The sequence below is a fragment of the Bradyrhizobium erythrophlei genome (assembly GCF_042430365.1).
Taxonomy (GTDB): Bacteria; Pseudomonadota; Alphaproteobacteria; order Rhizobiales; family Xanthobacteraceae; genus Bradyrhizobium; species Bradyrhizobium erythrophlei.
On record NZ_JBHMET010000054.1, the window covers coordinates 52,721 to 66,437 of the forward strand.

Genomic DNA, 13,717 nt, shown 5'->3' on the forward strand with positions numbered 1-13,717 from the left:
GAGCGAGGTGGATACCGGTTCGCGTGAAGAAAACGCGTCGAAACAAGAATCCGGAGCTTGGGTTCTGATTCAATCAGAACCAAAGCACCGGGCAAAACAGCGAAAGGGAACGGCGTGCTCAGCAAATTTGACGACTTTCCAATCCACCAGACGCCCGAACCGATCGCGGTTCCCTTCAGCAGCGACCGCAACGTCTATGATCGGACCTGGTTCAATGGCTATGCGGCCGACGGCTCGTATTATTTCGGCATCGGCATGGCGATCTATCCGCACCGCAAGATCCTCGATTGCGCTTTCAGCGTCGTGGAGCGCGGCGGACGACAGCACTGCTTTTACGGCTCGCGGCGTGCCCCGATCGAGCGCACCGAGATGCAAGTCGGTCCATTCCGGCTCGAGGTCCTCGAACCGATGCTGCGGACCCGGGTCGTGCTTGACGACAATGCGACAGGCCTGGCCTGCGATCTGACCTTCTCCGCGCGCACCGCCGCGATCCAGGAAGCCCGCCAGACCCTTTGGTCGGGCGACCGCCGCGTCATGGACTCGACCCGGTTCGACCAGTTCGGCCGCTGGCGCGGCGTCGTTCGCCACCCCGACGGCGCGATCAAGGTCGACGATCGGTCATGCTACGGCACCAAGGATCGCTCATGGGGCGTTCGCAACGTCGGCGAACGGGACGTCGGAGGCGCGCCGATGCCGCCGCCGAGCGTGTTCTTCCTCTGGGCGCCGCTGTTTTGGGACGACCACATTTCGCACGCCATCTTTTTCGATGGGACGCATGGCGAGGCACTGGTCCGCGAGGGCTTCACCGCGCCGCTCTACCAAAGCGAGGCGGATATCCCCGGCGTCGTCGATGGGCTCGACCGCCGCATGGCGACCGCGCGGCACCGTGTGAAATACGTTCCGAACACGCGGCTTGCGCGTTCCGCGGAAATCGACCTTGTCGATATCGACGGCCGGACAAGCACGATCGCGCTCGACCCGATCCTCAAATTCCAGATGAAAGGCCTCGGCTACGGTCATCCGCAATGGGGCCAGGGCATGTGGAAGGGAGAGCTGGAGGTCGGGGGCGAGTCGTTCGATCCCATGACGCTCGACCCGCTGGCCCGGGAGAACGTTCATGTGCAACAGGTTGTGCGCGCCCGCCAGGGCGGCCAGACCGGAATCGGCGTCCTCGAGCAATTGTGCTTCGGCCCCTACGCACCCGCCGGCTTCGGCGGTTTCCTCGACGGGGCCAAGGATAGCTAGCAATGGATAGCCAGCAAGACTGGCGCGCGCGTCTGCCGACGGACCTGCAGCTTAGACCGGCGGCACGCCCTCGACGAAGATCAGCCGGCGGTCCAGCGCGGTCCGCCGATGCTTGAGCGCCTCGGCATATTCCGGCGACGCGTACCATTCACGCAGGCGCGCCATCGACGGAAATTCGACGACGATGATGTTCTTCGGCGGTGGTCCGCCTTCGGCCACATCAGCGGCACCACCGCGCACGAGATAACGCCCGCCATATTGCGTGATGGTTTTGGCCGCGAGGGTCCGATAGGCCTCGAAACCCGCCGCATCCCGCACGTCCACTTCGGAAATCACATAGGCCGGCATACGCGGTCCCTCACGCGATGGTGTTGATGATACCGCCCTCGGCGCGCAGCGCTGCGCCGTTGGTCGGGGAAGCCTTCTTCGAGCACACGTAGACAACGAGGTTGGCGATCTTACTAACCTCGGCGCCGGTCGCCGCCAGCCCCTTGGCAATCGCGTTGCCGAGATCTCCTGTCGGTCCTGGAGCAGGATATCTGCGCGTGATCGCGCCGCTGCAACCGCGGCTCGAACACGGCAGATACGCAAATAATGCGCGGCCACGGGATACCGTGCTGGTCCAAGCCCAGGCAGCGCGATCAACCTCGCGCGAACGACGGCACCGAACAAAAGCCGCGCCTGCGGTGCCATCTTCAGCGCGTCGAAGAGCGAGATGAGACTTCTGTTTGATCCACCTTTGTTTGATCCACCTTGCATTGCTGTCTTGCTGTCATCCAGCGGTCACATAAAGCACCGCGCGCGCACTGATCCTTTTCACAGATTGTCAATTCAACGCCGGTAAGCCTCACCGCAAATTGGCAACCGGACACTGACCTTCTCACGCGGGACAACGACGTCAGAGCCCGGTGTCGACGGGAACGCAGGATCACATGCTCGCAATGTCCACAACGAAACTGCTCGCCGCGAAAGTCCTGAAACGATTCCGCCCAAGCCTCAAAACCCAGATCGCGCTGCTTGGCATCGGCGGGGTGGCCATCGTCAGCGTAACCTCTCTCGGCGGCCTCGACTACGCCGCGCGCGTCCAACGCTATTCGGACGACAGCATGCGCTTCAGAACACAACTGTCCGAGCTGTCGGACAGCTTTCTGGAGACGCAGCAGATCGCAGCCAAATTTCTCCGCTTGCACGATGAAGGTCTGGCAAAGAAGCTCGTCGATCGTGTTCAGGACGAGGTTGCAGTGCTCGACAAGCTCGAAGCTTTCGCGATGGCCGCGCCGGAGGGCGATCCAGTCAGGCAGGTGTCTTCCCTGCGGAGCGGCATCAATCTTTACGCGACGAGATTCCAGAACATCGTCGGCGCTCAACGCGTGCTGGGCTTGAGTGAAAATGATGGCTTGCAGGGAAAGTTGCACAGTGCGGTCCGGCAAATCGAAGCCCGGCTGGGGCAGATCGACCAACCCCGGCTCACCGTCCTGCTGCTCACGATGCGCCGTCACGAGAAGGATTTCATCCTGAGCGGCGAAGAACGATTTGGCGACCAGCTCAACGAGCGCGAAGCCGAGTTCGAGACCGCGCTGGCCGCGTCCGCCTTATCCCCGGAGGTGAAATCCGAAGTCCTAGCTCTCGTTCGATCCTACAAGCTTGCGTTCGCCGGCTTCCTCGTTACGCGCCAGACGCTCGATGATCAGATGGACGACCTCAATCAGATCTTTGACCGGACCCGGCCGGTGCTGATCAAGGCCGCCGAGGCTGCCAACTCCCGCGCCGAGTTCGCGCAGCGCCGGGCCGATGAGTTCAGGCAGACGCTGACCTGGCTGATCGGGCTGACCGCGTTCGTTCTCACTCTGTTTGCCGTGTTTTTCGGCCGGCACGTCGCCGGACTGATCAGCCGGATGAGCGCTGCGATGCGCCAATTGGCTGACGGGCGATTTGACGTCGTTCTGCCTGGTCTGGAACGCACGGACGAGATCGGCGAAATGGCGCAGGCCGTCGAATCCTTCAAGGTCAAAGCGAAGGAAAAAGCCGACCTCGAGCTCGAAGCCAGGCGAGAGGAAGACCGCCGCGCCGCGGATCGGCACAAGGCCGAGCTGGCGCGACTGGCCGGAGCATTCGAGGCCAGCGCCGACAGCGTCATCGAGACGGTTTCAGCCGCATCCGAGGACCTTGCCGCCTCTGCCCGAGGCTTGAGCGACACAGCCCACCAGACCCAGGACATGTCAGCAAATGCCGCTGCGGCGTCCGAAGAAGCGTCCGGCAATGTCAGGCTGGTCGCGGCCGCCACGGAGCAGATGATCGCCTCCGTTTCCGAAATCGGTCGCCAGGTGGAAGAATCGGCCAGCATCGCCAAGGATGCCGTTCAGCAAGCGAAGCAAACCGACGATCGCATGGCACTCCTGGCATCCGCTGCCGACCGCATCGGCAGCGTTGTACAGTTGATTGCAACAATCGCGCAGCAGACAAACCTGCTCGCCCTGAATGCGACGATCGAGGCCGCCCGGGCCGGGGCGGCCGGCGCCGGCTTCGCCGTGGTTGCCCAAGAGGTCAAGACGCTGGCCAAGCAGACTGCGGAAGCAACCGAGGACATCCGGGACCAGATCGCAGGCATCCAGTCCGCGACAAGGGAGTCCGCCGGCGCGATCAGCGATATCGTCGGCATCATCAGCCGGATGTCCCAGATCGCCTCGCGTATTGCGAAGGCCATCGAGGAGCAAGGCAGCGCGACACGGAGCATCGCGCAGAACATCCAAATCGCTTCGGAACGAACGTCCCAGGTCGCCGCCAGCATCGGACAAGTGGCAAGCGGCGCCTCCAGGACGGGCAGCGCCTCTTCCCAGGTCCTGAACTCGGCAAGGCTACTCTCGGACGGCAACAATCGTCTCAAGCACGAGCTCGAGAGTTTCATCGCCACCATCCGCGCCGGCTAGCAGAATGGGCACAAAAAAACGGCGCCCGAAGGCGCCGCTTTCGAAATCCGTGCTGAGACCGGCTTACGCCGCCTCGGCCTCCTTCTCCTGGGTCGGACCGGAGTCCTGGCCCTTGGCATCGACGTCGCGGTCGACGAACTCGATCACGGCCATCGCCGCATTGTCGCCGTAACGGAAGCCGGCCTTGATGATGCGGGTGTAGCCGCCCTGGCGGTCCTTGTAGCGGGTGGCCAGGGTGTCGAACAGCTTCTTGACCTGATCGACGTCACGCAGCTCCGAGATCGCCTGACGGCGCAGCGCGAGCCCGCCCTTCTTGCCGAGGGTGACGAGCTTCTCGACGATCGGCCGCAGCTCCTTGGCCTTCGGCAGCGTGGTGACGATCTGCTCGTGCTTGATCAGGGCCGCCGCCATGTTGGCGAACATCGCACGCCGGTGCTCGGCGGTGCGGTTGAGCTTCCGATGAACCTTGCCGTGACGCATAGTCTATTCCTTACTTTCTATCTGCCGCGACGGTTCGTCGGACATGTTGCTCAGGTGGGCTGCCTGCGTTCGCCCGCGAAAAATGACGGCCGGACCAGCCGGCCGTCACGGTACTCAGTAGTGATCCTCGAAGCGCTTGGCGAGCTCGTCGATGTTCTCCGGCGGCCAACCCGGCACTTCCATGCCGAGGTGCAGACCCATCTGGGCCAGCACTTCCTTGATCTCATTCAGCGACTTGCGGCCGAAGTTCGGGGTGCGGAGCATTTCCGCTTCCGACTTCTGCACGAGGTCGCCGATGTAGACGATATTGTCGTTCTTCAGGCAGTTTGCCGAACGCACCGACAGCTCGAGCTCGTCGACCTTCTTGAGGAACGCCGGGTTGAAGGCGAGATCGGGGATGATCTCCTGCGCGACTTCCTTGCGCGGCTCCTCGAAGTTGACGAACACGTTGAGCTGATCCTGCAGGATGCGCGCGGCGTAGGCCACCGCGTCATCCGGCGTGATCGCGCCATTGGTCTCGATCGTCATGGTCAGCTTGTCGTAGTCGAGGATCTGGCCCTCGCGGGTGTTCTCGACCTTGTAGGAAACCTTGCGGACCGGCGAGAACAGGCTGTCGACCGGGATCAGGCCGATCGGCGCATCCTCGGGACGGTTGCGCTCGGCGGCGACGTATCCTTTGCCGGTCGTGACCGTGAACTCCATGCGGATCTCGGCGCCCTCGTCCAGCGTGCAGAGCTGCAGGTCGGGGTTGAGCACGGTGACGTCGCCGACGGTCTGGATGTCGCCGGCGGTGACGACACCCGGGCCCTGCTTCTTCACGACCATGCGCTTCGGGCCTTCGCCCTGCATCTTGATCGAGATGTCCTTGATGTTGAGCACGATGTCGGTGACGTCCTCGCGGACGCCGGCGATCGAGGAGAACTCGTGCAGCACGCCGTCGATATGCACCGACTGCACCGCCGCGCCCTGCAGCGAGGACAGCAGGATTCGGCGCAGCGCGTTACCCAGCGTCTGGCCGAAGCCGCGCTCGAGCGGCTCGGCGACGACGGTGGCGAACCGGGTCGCGTTAGAGCCCGGCGTCACCTGCAGCTTGTTCGGTCGAATGAGTTCTTGCCAATTTTTCTGGATCGTCACTGTTTCACCCATTTGCCGGTCGTTCGGGCCAGTCGAATGGCCGTACCTGGCGTTGGAGATCGCGGAACAGTCCGCGCGGTCAATTCCAAAAACGATCGCGAGCGGCCCGGCCGCTCGCGACATCAATCAGACGCGCCGGCGCTTGCGCGGACGGCAACCATTGTGCGGGATCGTGGTCACGTCGCGGATCGAGGTGACGGTGAAGCCCGCAGCCTGCAGCGCGCGAAGCGCCGATTCGCGGCCCGAACCGGGGCCGGCCACTTCGACTTCCAGCGTGCGCATGCCGTGCTCCTGCGCCTTCTTGGAGACGTCCTCGGCCGCAACCTGCGCGGCATACGGGGTCGACTTGCGCGAGCCCTTGAAGCCCATCGTGCCGGCCGACGACCAGGCGATGGTGTTGCCCTGCGCGTCGGTGATGGTGATGGTCGTGTTGTTGAACGACGAATTCACGTGCGCGATGCCGGAGGCGATGTTCTTGCGTTCGCGGCGGCGCACGCGGGTGGCTTCCTTGCCCATTCCTAAACCTTTCCTGTGATCTCAAGCGCCGCCGTAGTGCCAGCGGCTACACCTCAAAAAGCGATCAGCGGATGGGGAGCAGCGAATAGATATTCGCCACTCCCCATCCGCCATTCGCGAAACTTACTTCTTCTTGCCGGCGATGGCCTTGGCCGGCCCCTTGCGCGTGCGCGCATTGGTGTGGGTGCGCTGGCCGCGCACCGGCAGACCGCGGCGATGACGCAGGCCGCGATAGCAGCCGAGATCCATCAGCCGCTTGATGTTCATGCCGACCTCGCGACGGAGATCGCCCTCGACGAGATAGTCGCGGTCGATGACTTCGCGGATCTGCAGGACTTCCTGGTCGGTCAGCTGGTTGACGCGACGGTCCAGCGGAATCTTGACCTTCTCCATGATGTCGGCCGCGTTCTTTTGGCCAATGCCATGGATGTACTGAAGCGCGATCAGCACGCGCTTGTTGGTGGGAATGTTCACGCCGGCAATACGGGCCACGGACTTCTCTCCTGTCGCCGATCCCTCACGGATACGGGCTGTAAGTTCTTGCTATCTCGGGCAAGTGTCCGCAAACGCGAACACGACGCCCTTCCCCTTGTGTCCTTCGGGGCCCGGCATCGTCATAAAACTATCCGACTTGGATGCGGGGCTTATTAAAGGATTCATGTCGGTTTCGTCAACCGCTCCTAGCGCTTAGCTCGCTTTTTCGTGAGCTTTTTTGCCGGCTTCTTGACTGCCTTCGCGACCTTCCGGGCGCCCCCGACCTTCAACGCCCTCCTAGCCTTGGAGACGCTCTTGGCGGCCTTGGCGGCCGGTTTGGCGGCCTTCTTGGCCCCCTTGGCGGCTTTCTTGGCCGCTTTGGCCGGCTTTTTGGTCCCCTCTGCAACCGTCTTGGCGACCGCTTTGGCAGCCTTCTTGACCGGCGCTTCGGCCTTCGGTTCCAGGGCCCCGATGGCGCCCAGGATTCGGTTAATTTCGCGGGTGACGTGCTCGATGGTCATCATGCCATCGACGGTCAGGAGCTTCCGCCGCTCCGAGTAGTAATGAATCAGGGGTTCGGTCAGGGAGCGGTACTGCGCCAGGCGCTTGGTCAGCACCTCAGGCGTGTCGTCGAGGCGGACCTCCTCGCCGCGCGCCCGGGTCTCCTCGGCACGCCTCTCGACGCGGTCGAGCAGCGCGCTCTCGTTGACGCGGAGCTCGATCACGGCGTCGAGCTTGAGGTGCTTCTTCTTCAGCAGCTCGTCGAGCGCGGCCGCCTGCGGCACGGTGCGCGGGAAGCCGTCGAGGATGAAGCCCTTCTTGGCGTCAGGCAGCTCGATCCGGTCGGCGATGATTCCGACCACGACCTCGTCGGGCACCAGCCCGCCATTGGCCATGATCTCCTTGGCCTGCAGGCCGATCGGCGTTCCGGCGGCAACCGCCGCGCGCAGCATCTCGCCGGTCGAGAGCTGCACGATGCCGTGCTTATGCACCAGCCGCTGTGCCTGGGTCCCCTTGCCCGAGCCCGGCGGCCCCAAAAGGATCAATCTCATGATTATTCGCCCCCCGGCTTGGTGAGCGAGATCCGCACACCTGTGTTTTGGAGTTTGAGACCGCCGCGTGCCGCGATCAGCGGCGGCGGCCCCGGAGTTTGGACTTCCTGATCAGCCCTTCATACTGGTGGGCCAGCAGATAACCCTGAACCTGCGCCACCGTGTCCATCGTAACGCTGACGACGATCAGCAGCGAAGTGCCACCAAAGTAGAAGGGCACCGAGGCGTAGGAAATCAGAATTTCCGGGATCAGACAGACGATCGCGAGGTAGATCGCGCCGAGCACGGTGATGCGCGACAGCACATAATCGATGTACTCGGCGGTGCGCTCGCCCGGACGGATGCCCGGGATGAAGCCGCCATGCTTCTTCAGGTTGTCCGCAGTCTCGGTCGGGTTGAACACGATCGCGGTGTAGAAGAACGCGAAGAACACGATCAGCGCGAGATAGAGGATCAGGAACAGCGGACGGCCATGGCTGAGCTGGGTGGTGATCCACTGGAACCACTCCGGTCCCTTGCCGGCGTAGAAGTTCGCCACCGTGGTCGGCAGCAGGAGCAGCGACGAGGCGAAGATCGGCGGAATCACGCCTGACGTGTTGAGCTTGAGCGGCAGATGCGAGGACTGGCCCTCGAACATCTTGTTGCCGACCTGGCGCTTCGGATACTGGATCAGGAGCCGGCGCTGCGCGCGCTCCATGAACACGATGAAGGCGATCACGGCGACCGCCATCACGATGACGATCAGGATCAGCCCGGTCGACATCGCGCCCTGGCGGCCGAGTTCCAGCATGTTGGCCAGCGCTGACGGTAGCTCGGCGACGATGCCGGCCAGGATGATCAGCGAGATGCCGTTACCGATGCCGCGCGAGGTGATCTGCTCGCCGAGCCACATCAGGAACATGGTGCCGCCGGTCAGCGTGATCGTGGTCGACAGCAGGAAGAACATGCCGGGATCGCTGACGACGTTGCCGGCGCCCTGGAGGCCAACCGCGATGCCGTAGGACTGCGCCGCGGCGAGGAACACCGTCAGGTAGCGGGTGTACTGGTTCAGCGTCTTGCGGCCCGCCTCGCCTTCCTTCTTCAGCGCTTCGAGCTGGGGCGAAACCGTGGTCAGGAGCTGGATGATGATCGATGCCGAGATATACGGCATGATGTTCAGCGCGAAGATCGCCATGCGGTGGATGCCGCCGCCGGCGAACATGTTGAACATGCCGAGGATGCCGCCGGCCTGCGAGCGGAACACCTGCTCCCAGATGTTGGGATCGATGCCCGGCAGCGGGATGTAGGTGCCGAGCCGATAAACAAGCAGCGCACCCAGCGTGAACCAGATGCGCTTCTTCAGCTCGTCGGCCTTGCCGAGGGCGGCGAAATTCAGGTTGGCTGCAAGTTGTTCCGCTGCTGAGACCATGTTTGGCTTTCTCCCGGAGCCCCGTTCGCCGATCCCCTCCAGGAGGGGAAATCGGCAGACGCCGGACATTATCTGGTGCTCGGCCTCGATAAGTCCATCGTTCGATCCGCGGATTGCCCGCGCCGTGCGCGGGCAATGACGCAGATGTTACGCCGCCTCGCCTTCTTCCTTCTTGGCGGGCGCCAGGATCTTGACCGAGCCGCCGGCCTTCTCGACCGCGGCAACGGCCGACTTGGAGGCGCCGTGCACCTCGATGGTCAGCTTGGCCTTGATCTCGCCGCGGCCGAGCAGCCGCACGCCGTCCTTGGCGCGGCGCAGCACGCCGGCCTTGACCAGCGATTCGGCGTTCACGGTGCTGGCGGCGTCGATCAGCTTGTTGTCGATCGCGTCCTGCAGACGGTCGAGGTTGATCTCGGCGAAGTCGAGCCGGAAGATGTTGTTGAAGCCGCGCTTGGGCAGACGGCGATGCATCGGCATCTGGCCGCCTTCAAAACCCTTGATGCGGACGCCCGAACGCGCGGTCTGGCCCTTGCCGCCGCGGCCGGAGGTCTTGCCCTTGCCGGAACCGATGCCACGGCCGACACGCATGCGCTTCTTGCGCGAGCCGGCGTTGTCGGCGATATCGCTGAGCTTCATCGCCCTTCTCCTATCTTCTGCTTACTCGCCGACGACGCGGACGAGATGCTGGACCTTGTTGATCATGCCACGAACTTCAGGGGTGTCCTGCAGCTCGGCAACCCGGCCGATCTTGTTGAGCTTGAGGCCGATCAGCGTCGAACGCTGCGAGTGATGGCGGCGGATCGCGCTGCCGGTCTGCTCGACCTTGATCGTCTTGCTGGCCTTGGCCATGACAGTAACTCCGAATAGCGCTTGGAGAAGCGCGCGTTATTATTCCGCCACCACTTCGGCGTCGCCGCCGACGCGGCGCGACTGCAGGGTGGAGACCTTGATGTTGCGGCGGGCGGCCACCGAGCGCGGCGAATCCTGATGCTTCAGCGCGTCGAAGGTCGCGCGAACCATGTTGTAGGGATTCGACGAGCCGATCGACTTCGCCACCACGTCCTGGATGCCGAGCGTTTCGAACACCGCGCGCATCGGGCCGCCGGCGATGATGCCGGTACCGGCCGGAGCGGCGCGCAGGTAGACGCGGCCGGCGCCGTGACGGCCGGCGATGTCGTGATGCAGCGTGCGGCCTTCGCGGAGCGCGACGCGCGTCAGGTTGCGCTTGGCCGATTCGGTCGCCTTGCGGATCGCTTCCGGCACTTCACGCGCCTTGCCGTGGCCGAAACCGACCCGGCCCTTCTGGTCGCCGATCACGACCAGCGCCGCGAAGCCGAAGCGCTTGCCGCCCTTGACGACCTTCGCCACGCGATTGATGTGGACGAGCTTGTCGACGAACTCGCTGTCGCGCTCCTCGCGCTCCCTGCTCCGTTCGCGTCCGCCGCGTTCGCGTTCACCTGCCATGGTGTTTTCCAATCTCTAGGAGGCCTACGCCTCTTTCCTCGTAATCGTTCAATTCGGTTAGACGCAGAACTCTTAGAAGCTCAGTCCGCCTTCGCGCGCCGCATCCGCGAGCGCCTTGACGCGCCCGTGGTAGATGTAGGCGCCGCGATCGAACACGACTTCCTTGACACCCTTCTGTGCCGCGCGCTCCGCGAGCAGCTTGCCGACCGCCTTCGCCGCGTCGATGTCGGCGCCGGTCTTGCCGGCGTCGCGCATCGCCTTCTCCAGTGACGAGGCGGACGCGAGCGTCTCGCCCTTCTGGTCGTCGATCACCTGGGCGTAGATGTGCTTGGACGAGCGGAACACCGACAGCCGCGGACGGCCGCCTGCCGAGCGGCGAAGCGCAAGGCGCACGCGCTGCTTGCGCCGGGCATTCGTAACCTTGAGTGACATGACCGGCTCCGTTACTTCTTCTTGCCTTCCTTGCGGAAGATGAATTCGTTGGCGTACTTCACGCCCTTGCCCTTGTACGGCTCCGGCGGACGGTAGGCGCGGATCTCGGCGGCGACCTGGCCGACGCGCTGCGGATCGTTGCCGGTGATCGTGATCTCGGTCGGCTTCGGCACCGCGATGGTGATGCCTTCCGGGATCACGTAGACAACGTCGTGGCTGTAGCCGAGCGCGAGCTGCAGGTTCTTGCCCTGCATCGCGGCGCGGTAACCGACGCCGGTGATCTCGAGTTTCTTCTCGAAGCCCTTGGTGACGCCCTCGACGAGGTTGGCGACCTGGGCGCGCGCGGTGCCGTACATCGCCTGCGCGCGGTTGGTCTTGACGCGCGGCGCGACCTTGACCTGGCCGTTCTCGAACTTCACCTCGACGTCGTCATGCACGACGAACTGAAGCTGGCCCTTCGGCCCCTTCACCTTTACCGTCTGGCCTTCCACGGTCGCCGTCACACCCGACGGGATCGTCACCGGCCGCTTGCCGATACGTGACATCGTAAATTCCTTCCTCAGAACACCGTGAAGAGAACTTCGCCGCCCACGTTCGCCTCGCGCGCCTCGTGGTCAGCCATGATTCCCTTCGGCGTCGACAACACCGAAATGCCGAGACCGTTGTTCACGCGCGGCAGGTTCTTCACCGAGGCGTAAACGCGGCGGCCGGGCTTCGACACCCGCTCGATCTCGCGAATGACGGGCTCGCCGTCGAAATACTTCAGCTCGATCTCGAGCTCGCTGCGGCCGGACGCATGCTCGACACTGGCGTAACCGCGGATGTACCCCTCGGTCTTCAAAACCTCGAGCACGTTGGCGCGCATCTTCGAGCCCGGGCTCGAGACCTTGGACTTCGAACGCATCTGCGCGTTGCGGATGCGGGTGATGAGATCGCTGATCGGATCGTGCGTAGACATTGTTCCGACCCTCCCCTTACCAGCTCGACTTCACGAGCCCGGGAACCAGGCCCTTGGAGCCGAGTTCACGCAGCGCGATGCGGGAGAGCTTGTTCTTGCGATAGTTCGAGCGCGGACGGCCGGTGAGCTCGCAACGGTTGCGGATGCGCGTCGGCGACGAGTTGCGCGGCATCTCGGCGAGCTTCAGCGTCGCCGCGAAGCGCTCTTCCATCGGCTTGGTCTTGTCGGCGATGATCGCCTTCAGCTTCGCGCGCTGCGGGGCGGCGTTCTTCGCCATCCGCTTGCGCCGGTTGTTCTTCTCGATTGAACTCTTCTTTGCCATGCTTGGCTCCTGGGTATCCGCGTTTGAGTGGCCTTGTTCAGCTACTCACTGCCGGAACGGGAAATTGAAAGCGGTCAACAAGGCGCGCGCCTCGTCGTCGGTCTTGGCGGTGGTGCAGACCGTGATGTCCATGCCACGCGCTTCCGAGACCTTGTCGAAGTCGATCTCGGGGAAAATGATGTGCTCCTTGATGCCGAGCGAGTAGTTGCCGCGGCCGTCGAAGCTCTTCGGGTTCAGGCCGCGGAAGTCGCGGACGCGGGGCAGCGCCACGTTCACCAGGCGGTCGATGAACTCGTACATGTGGGCCTTGCGCAGCGTGACCTTGCAGCCGATCGGCTGGTTCTCACGCAGCTTGAAGGTCGCGATGGCGATCCGCGAATAGGTCACGATCGCCTTCTGGCCGGCGATCTGGGAGAGCTCGGCAGCGGCGGTCTCGGCCTTCTTGCGGTCGTTGACGGACTCGCCGACGCCCATGTTGAGCACGACCTTGTCCAGGCGCGGAACCTGCATCACGTTGGCATAGCCGAACTTCTCGGTCATCATGCCGCGGATCTTCTTGTCATACTCCGCGCGCAGGCGCGGAACGTAAGCGGTATCAGCCATCGATCTCTGCTCCCGAGCTCTTGGCAATACGGACCTTCTTGCCATCGGCCTGAATCTTGAACCCAACGCGGGTCGGCTTTCCGTCCTTGCCGACATACGCAATGTTGGACAGATGGATCGGCATCTCCTTGGAGATGATGCCGCCCTCCTGGGACTGGGTCTGCTTCTGGTGACGCTTCACCATGTTGATGCCACGGACGAGCGCCTTGTTCTCGTCCGGACGCACCTCGAACACCTCGCCGGTGCGGCCCTTGTCGCGGCCGGTCAGCACGATGACCTTGTCGCCTTTGCGGATCTTGGCAGCCATCACAGCACCTCCGGCGCGAGCGAAATGATCTTCATGTGGTTCTTGGCGCGAAGCTCGCGCGGCACCGGCCCGAAGATACGGGTGCCGACCGGCTCCGACTGGTTGTTGATCAGCACCGCGGCGTTGCGGTCGAAACGGATGACCGAACCGTCGGCGCGGCGGATGTCCTTGCGGACGCGCACCACGACGGCCTTCATCACGTCGCCCTTCTTCACCTTGCCACGCGGAATGGCTTCCTTGATCGACACAACGATAACGTCGCCCACGGTGGCATAGCGGCGCTTGGAACCTCCAAGAACCTTGATGCACATGACACGGCGTGCGCCTGAATTATCGGCCACGTCGAGGTTGGTCTGCATCTGAATCATTGATGCACCTCGTCCTCTTTCTGCGCT

Annotated in this window: 19 protein-coding genes and 1 pseudogene; 2 read left to right on the plus strand and 18 right to left on the minus strand. The window is 63.5% G+C overall.

The window, feature by feature from the left end:
- Nucleotides 1-114: 114 nt before the first annotated feature.
- On the plus strand, nt 115-1,245 hold the full coding sequence (locus ACFFWD_RS09270) for an Rv3169 family protein (protein WP_376964001.1): 1,131 nt from the start codon (nt 115-117) through the stop codon (nt 1,243-1,245).
- 51 nt (nt 1,246-1,296) lie between these two features.
- On the opposite strand, the gene ACFFWD_RS09275 is transcribed toward ACFFWD_RS09270, so the two are convergent.
- Both ACFFWD_RS09275 and ACFFWD_RS09280 read right to left on the minus strand, forming a co-directional pair.
- Nucleotides 1,297-1,593 carry a DUF1330 domain-containing protein gene (locus ACFFWD_RS09275; protein WP_376964004.1) on the minus strand — a complete coding sequence of 99 codons (297 nt, stop codon included), beginning with the start codon at nt 1,591-1,593 and terminating at the stop codon, nt 1,297-1,299.
- Nucleotides 1,594-1,603: 10 nt separating this feature from the next.
- Nucleotides 1,604-1,717: pseudogene (locus ACFFWD_RS09280) on the minus strand (oxidoreductase); the annotation flags it as partial.
- Nucleotides 1,718-2,186: 469 nt separating this feature from the next.
- Between ACFFWD_RS09280 and ACFFWD_RS09285 the strand changes: the two are divergent.
- Nucleotides 2,187-4,172 carry a methyl-accepting chemotaxis protein gene (locus ACFFWD_RS09285; RefSeq protein ID WP_376964007.1) on the plus strand — a complete coding sequence of 662 codons (1,986 nt, stop codon included), beginning with the start codon at nt 2,187-2,189 and terminating at the stop codon, nt 4,170-4,172.
- 63 nt (nt 4,173-4,235) lie between these two features.
- Here the strand turns inward: ACFFWD_RS09285 and rplQ are convergent, their stop codons facing one another.
- The 16 genes from rplQ to rplN form a co-directional block, all read right to left on the minus strand.
- Entirely contained in the window at nt 4,236-4,652 is a 417-nt protein-coding gene (gene rplQ, locus ACFFWD_RS09290; RefSeq protein ID WP_376964010.1) for a 50S ribosomal protein L17, read from the minus strand.
- Between the two features lie 114 nt (nt 4,653-4,766).
- A complete protein-coding gene (locus tag ACFFWD_RS09295) occupies nt 4,767-5,798 on the minus strand; it encodes a DNA-directed RNA polymerase subunit alpha (protein WP_376964013.1) in 1,032 nt (343 codons plus the stop codon).
- A 114-nt stretch (nt 5,799-5,912) separates the two neighbouring features.
- On the minus strand, nt 5,913-6,302 hold the full coding sequence (gene rpsK / locus ACFFWD_RS09300; protein ID WP_006021048.1) for a 30S ribosomal protein S11: 390 nt from the start codon (nt 6,300-6,302) through the stop codon (nt 5,913-5,915).
- 123 nt (nt 6,303-6,425) lie between these two features.
- A complete protein-coding gene (gene rpsM / locus ACFFWD_RS09305; RefSeq protein WP_376964021.1) occupies nt 6,426-6,794 on the minus strand; it encodes a 30S ribosomal protein S13 in 369 nt (122 codons plus the stop codon).
- Nucleotides 6,795-6,982: 188 nt separating this feature from the next.
- Nucleotides 6,983-7,828: an adenylate kinase gene (locus tag ACFFWD_RS09310; RefSeq protein ID WP_376964024.1), complete on the minus strand. Its 846-nt coding sequence runs from the start codon at nt 7,826-7,828 to the stop codon at nt 6,983-6,985.
- Between the two features lie 76 nt (nt 7,829-7,904).
- Nucleotides 7,905-9,236 (minus strand): preprotein translocase subunit SecY, encoded by a 1,332-nt coding sequence (gene secY, locus ACFFWD_RS09315; RefSeq protein ID WP_376964027.1) that lies wholly within the window; start codon nt 9,234-9,236, stop codon nt 7,905-7,907.
- A gap of 147 nt (nt 9,237-9,383) precedes the next feature.
- Entirely contained in the window at nt 9,384-9,872 is a 489-nt protein-coding gene (rplO, locus tag ACFFWD_RS09320; RefSeq protein WP_376964030.1) for a 50S ribosomal protein L15, read from the minus strand.
- 21 nt (nt 9,873-9,893) lie between these two features.
- Nucleotides 9,894-10,085: a 50S ribosomal protein L30 gene (gene rpmD, locus ACFFWD_RS09325; protein WP_376964033.1), complete on the minus strand. Its 192-nt coding sequence runs from the start codon at nt 10,083-10,085 to the stop codon at nt 9,894-9,896.
- A 39-nt stretch (nt 10,086-10,124) separates the two neighbouring features.
- On the minus strand, nt 10,125-10,700 hold the full coding sequence (rpsE, locus tag ACFFWD_RS09330) for a 30S ribosomal protein S5 (protein ID WP_016843761.1): 576 nt from the start codon (nt 10,698-10,700) through the stop codon (nt 10,125-10,127).
- Nucleotides 10,701-10,772: 72 nt separating this feature from the next.
- Nucleotides 10,773-11,132, minus strand: coding sequence for a 50S ribosomal protein L18 (gene rplR, locus ACFFWD_RS09335; RefSeq protein ID WP_376964036.1), 360 nt, complete (start codon nt 11,130-11,132; stop codon nt 10,773-10,775).
- 11 nt (nt 11,133-11,143) lie between these two features.
- Complete coding sequence (gene rplF, locus ACFFWD_RS09340; RefSeq protein ID WP_376964039.1) at nt 11,144-11,677, minus strand: 50S ribosomal protein L6; 534 nt, start codon at nt 11,675-11,677, stop codon at nt 11,144-11,146.
- Between the two features lie 14 nt (nt 11,678-11,691).
- Entirely contained in the window at nt 11,692-12,090 is a 399-nt protein-coding gene (gene rpsH, locus ACFFWD_RS09345; RefSeq protein WP_376964042.1) for a 30S ribosomal protein S8, read from the minus strand.
- Between the two features lie 16 nt (nt 12,091-12,106).
- Nucleotides 12,107-12,412 carry a 30S ribosomal protein S14 gene (gene rpsN, locus ACFFWD_RS09350; protein WP_376964045.1) on the minus strand — a complete coding sequence of 102 codons (306 nt, stop codon included), beginning with the start codon at nt 12,410-12,412 and terminating at the stop codon, nt 12,107-12,109.
- 45 nt (nt 12,413-12,457) lie between these two features.
- The gene (rplE, locus tag ACFFWD_RS09355) at nt 12,458-13,015 is read right to left on the minus strand and encodes a 50S ribosomal protein L5 (RefSeq protein ID WP_376964048.1); all 558 of its coding nucleotides are present in this window, start codon (nt 13,013-13,015) and stop codon (nt 12,458-12,460) included.
- Nucleotides 13,008-13,322 carry a 50S ribosomal protein L24 gene (gene rplX / locus ACFFWD_RS09360; RefSeq protein WP_376964051.1) on the minus strand — a complete coding sequence of 105 codons (315 nt, stop codon included), beginning with the start codon at nt 13,320-13,322 and terminating at the stop codon, nt 13,008-13,010. Before rplX ends, rplE begins: the two co-directional genes overlap by 8 nt.
- A complete protein-coding gene (gene rplN / locus ACFFWD_RS09365; RefSeq protein ID WP_011473865.1) occupies nt 13,322-13,690 on the minus strand; it encodes a 50S ribosomal protein L14 in 369 nt (122 codons plus the stop codon). The genes rplX and rplN overlap by 1 nt, the downstream gene beginning before the upstream one ends.
- Between the last annotated feature and the right edge of the window lie 27 nt (nt 13,691-13,717).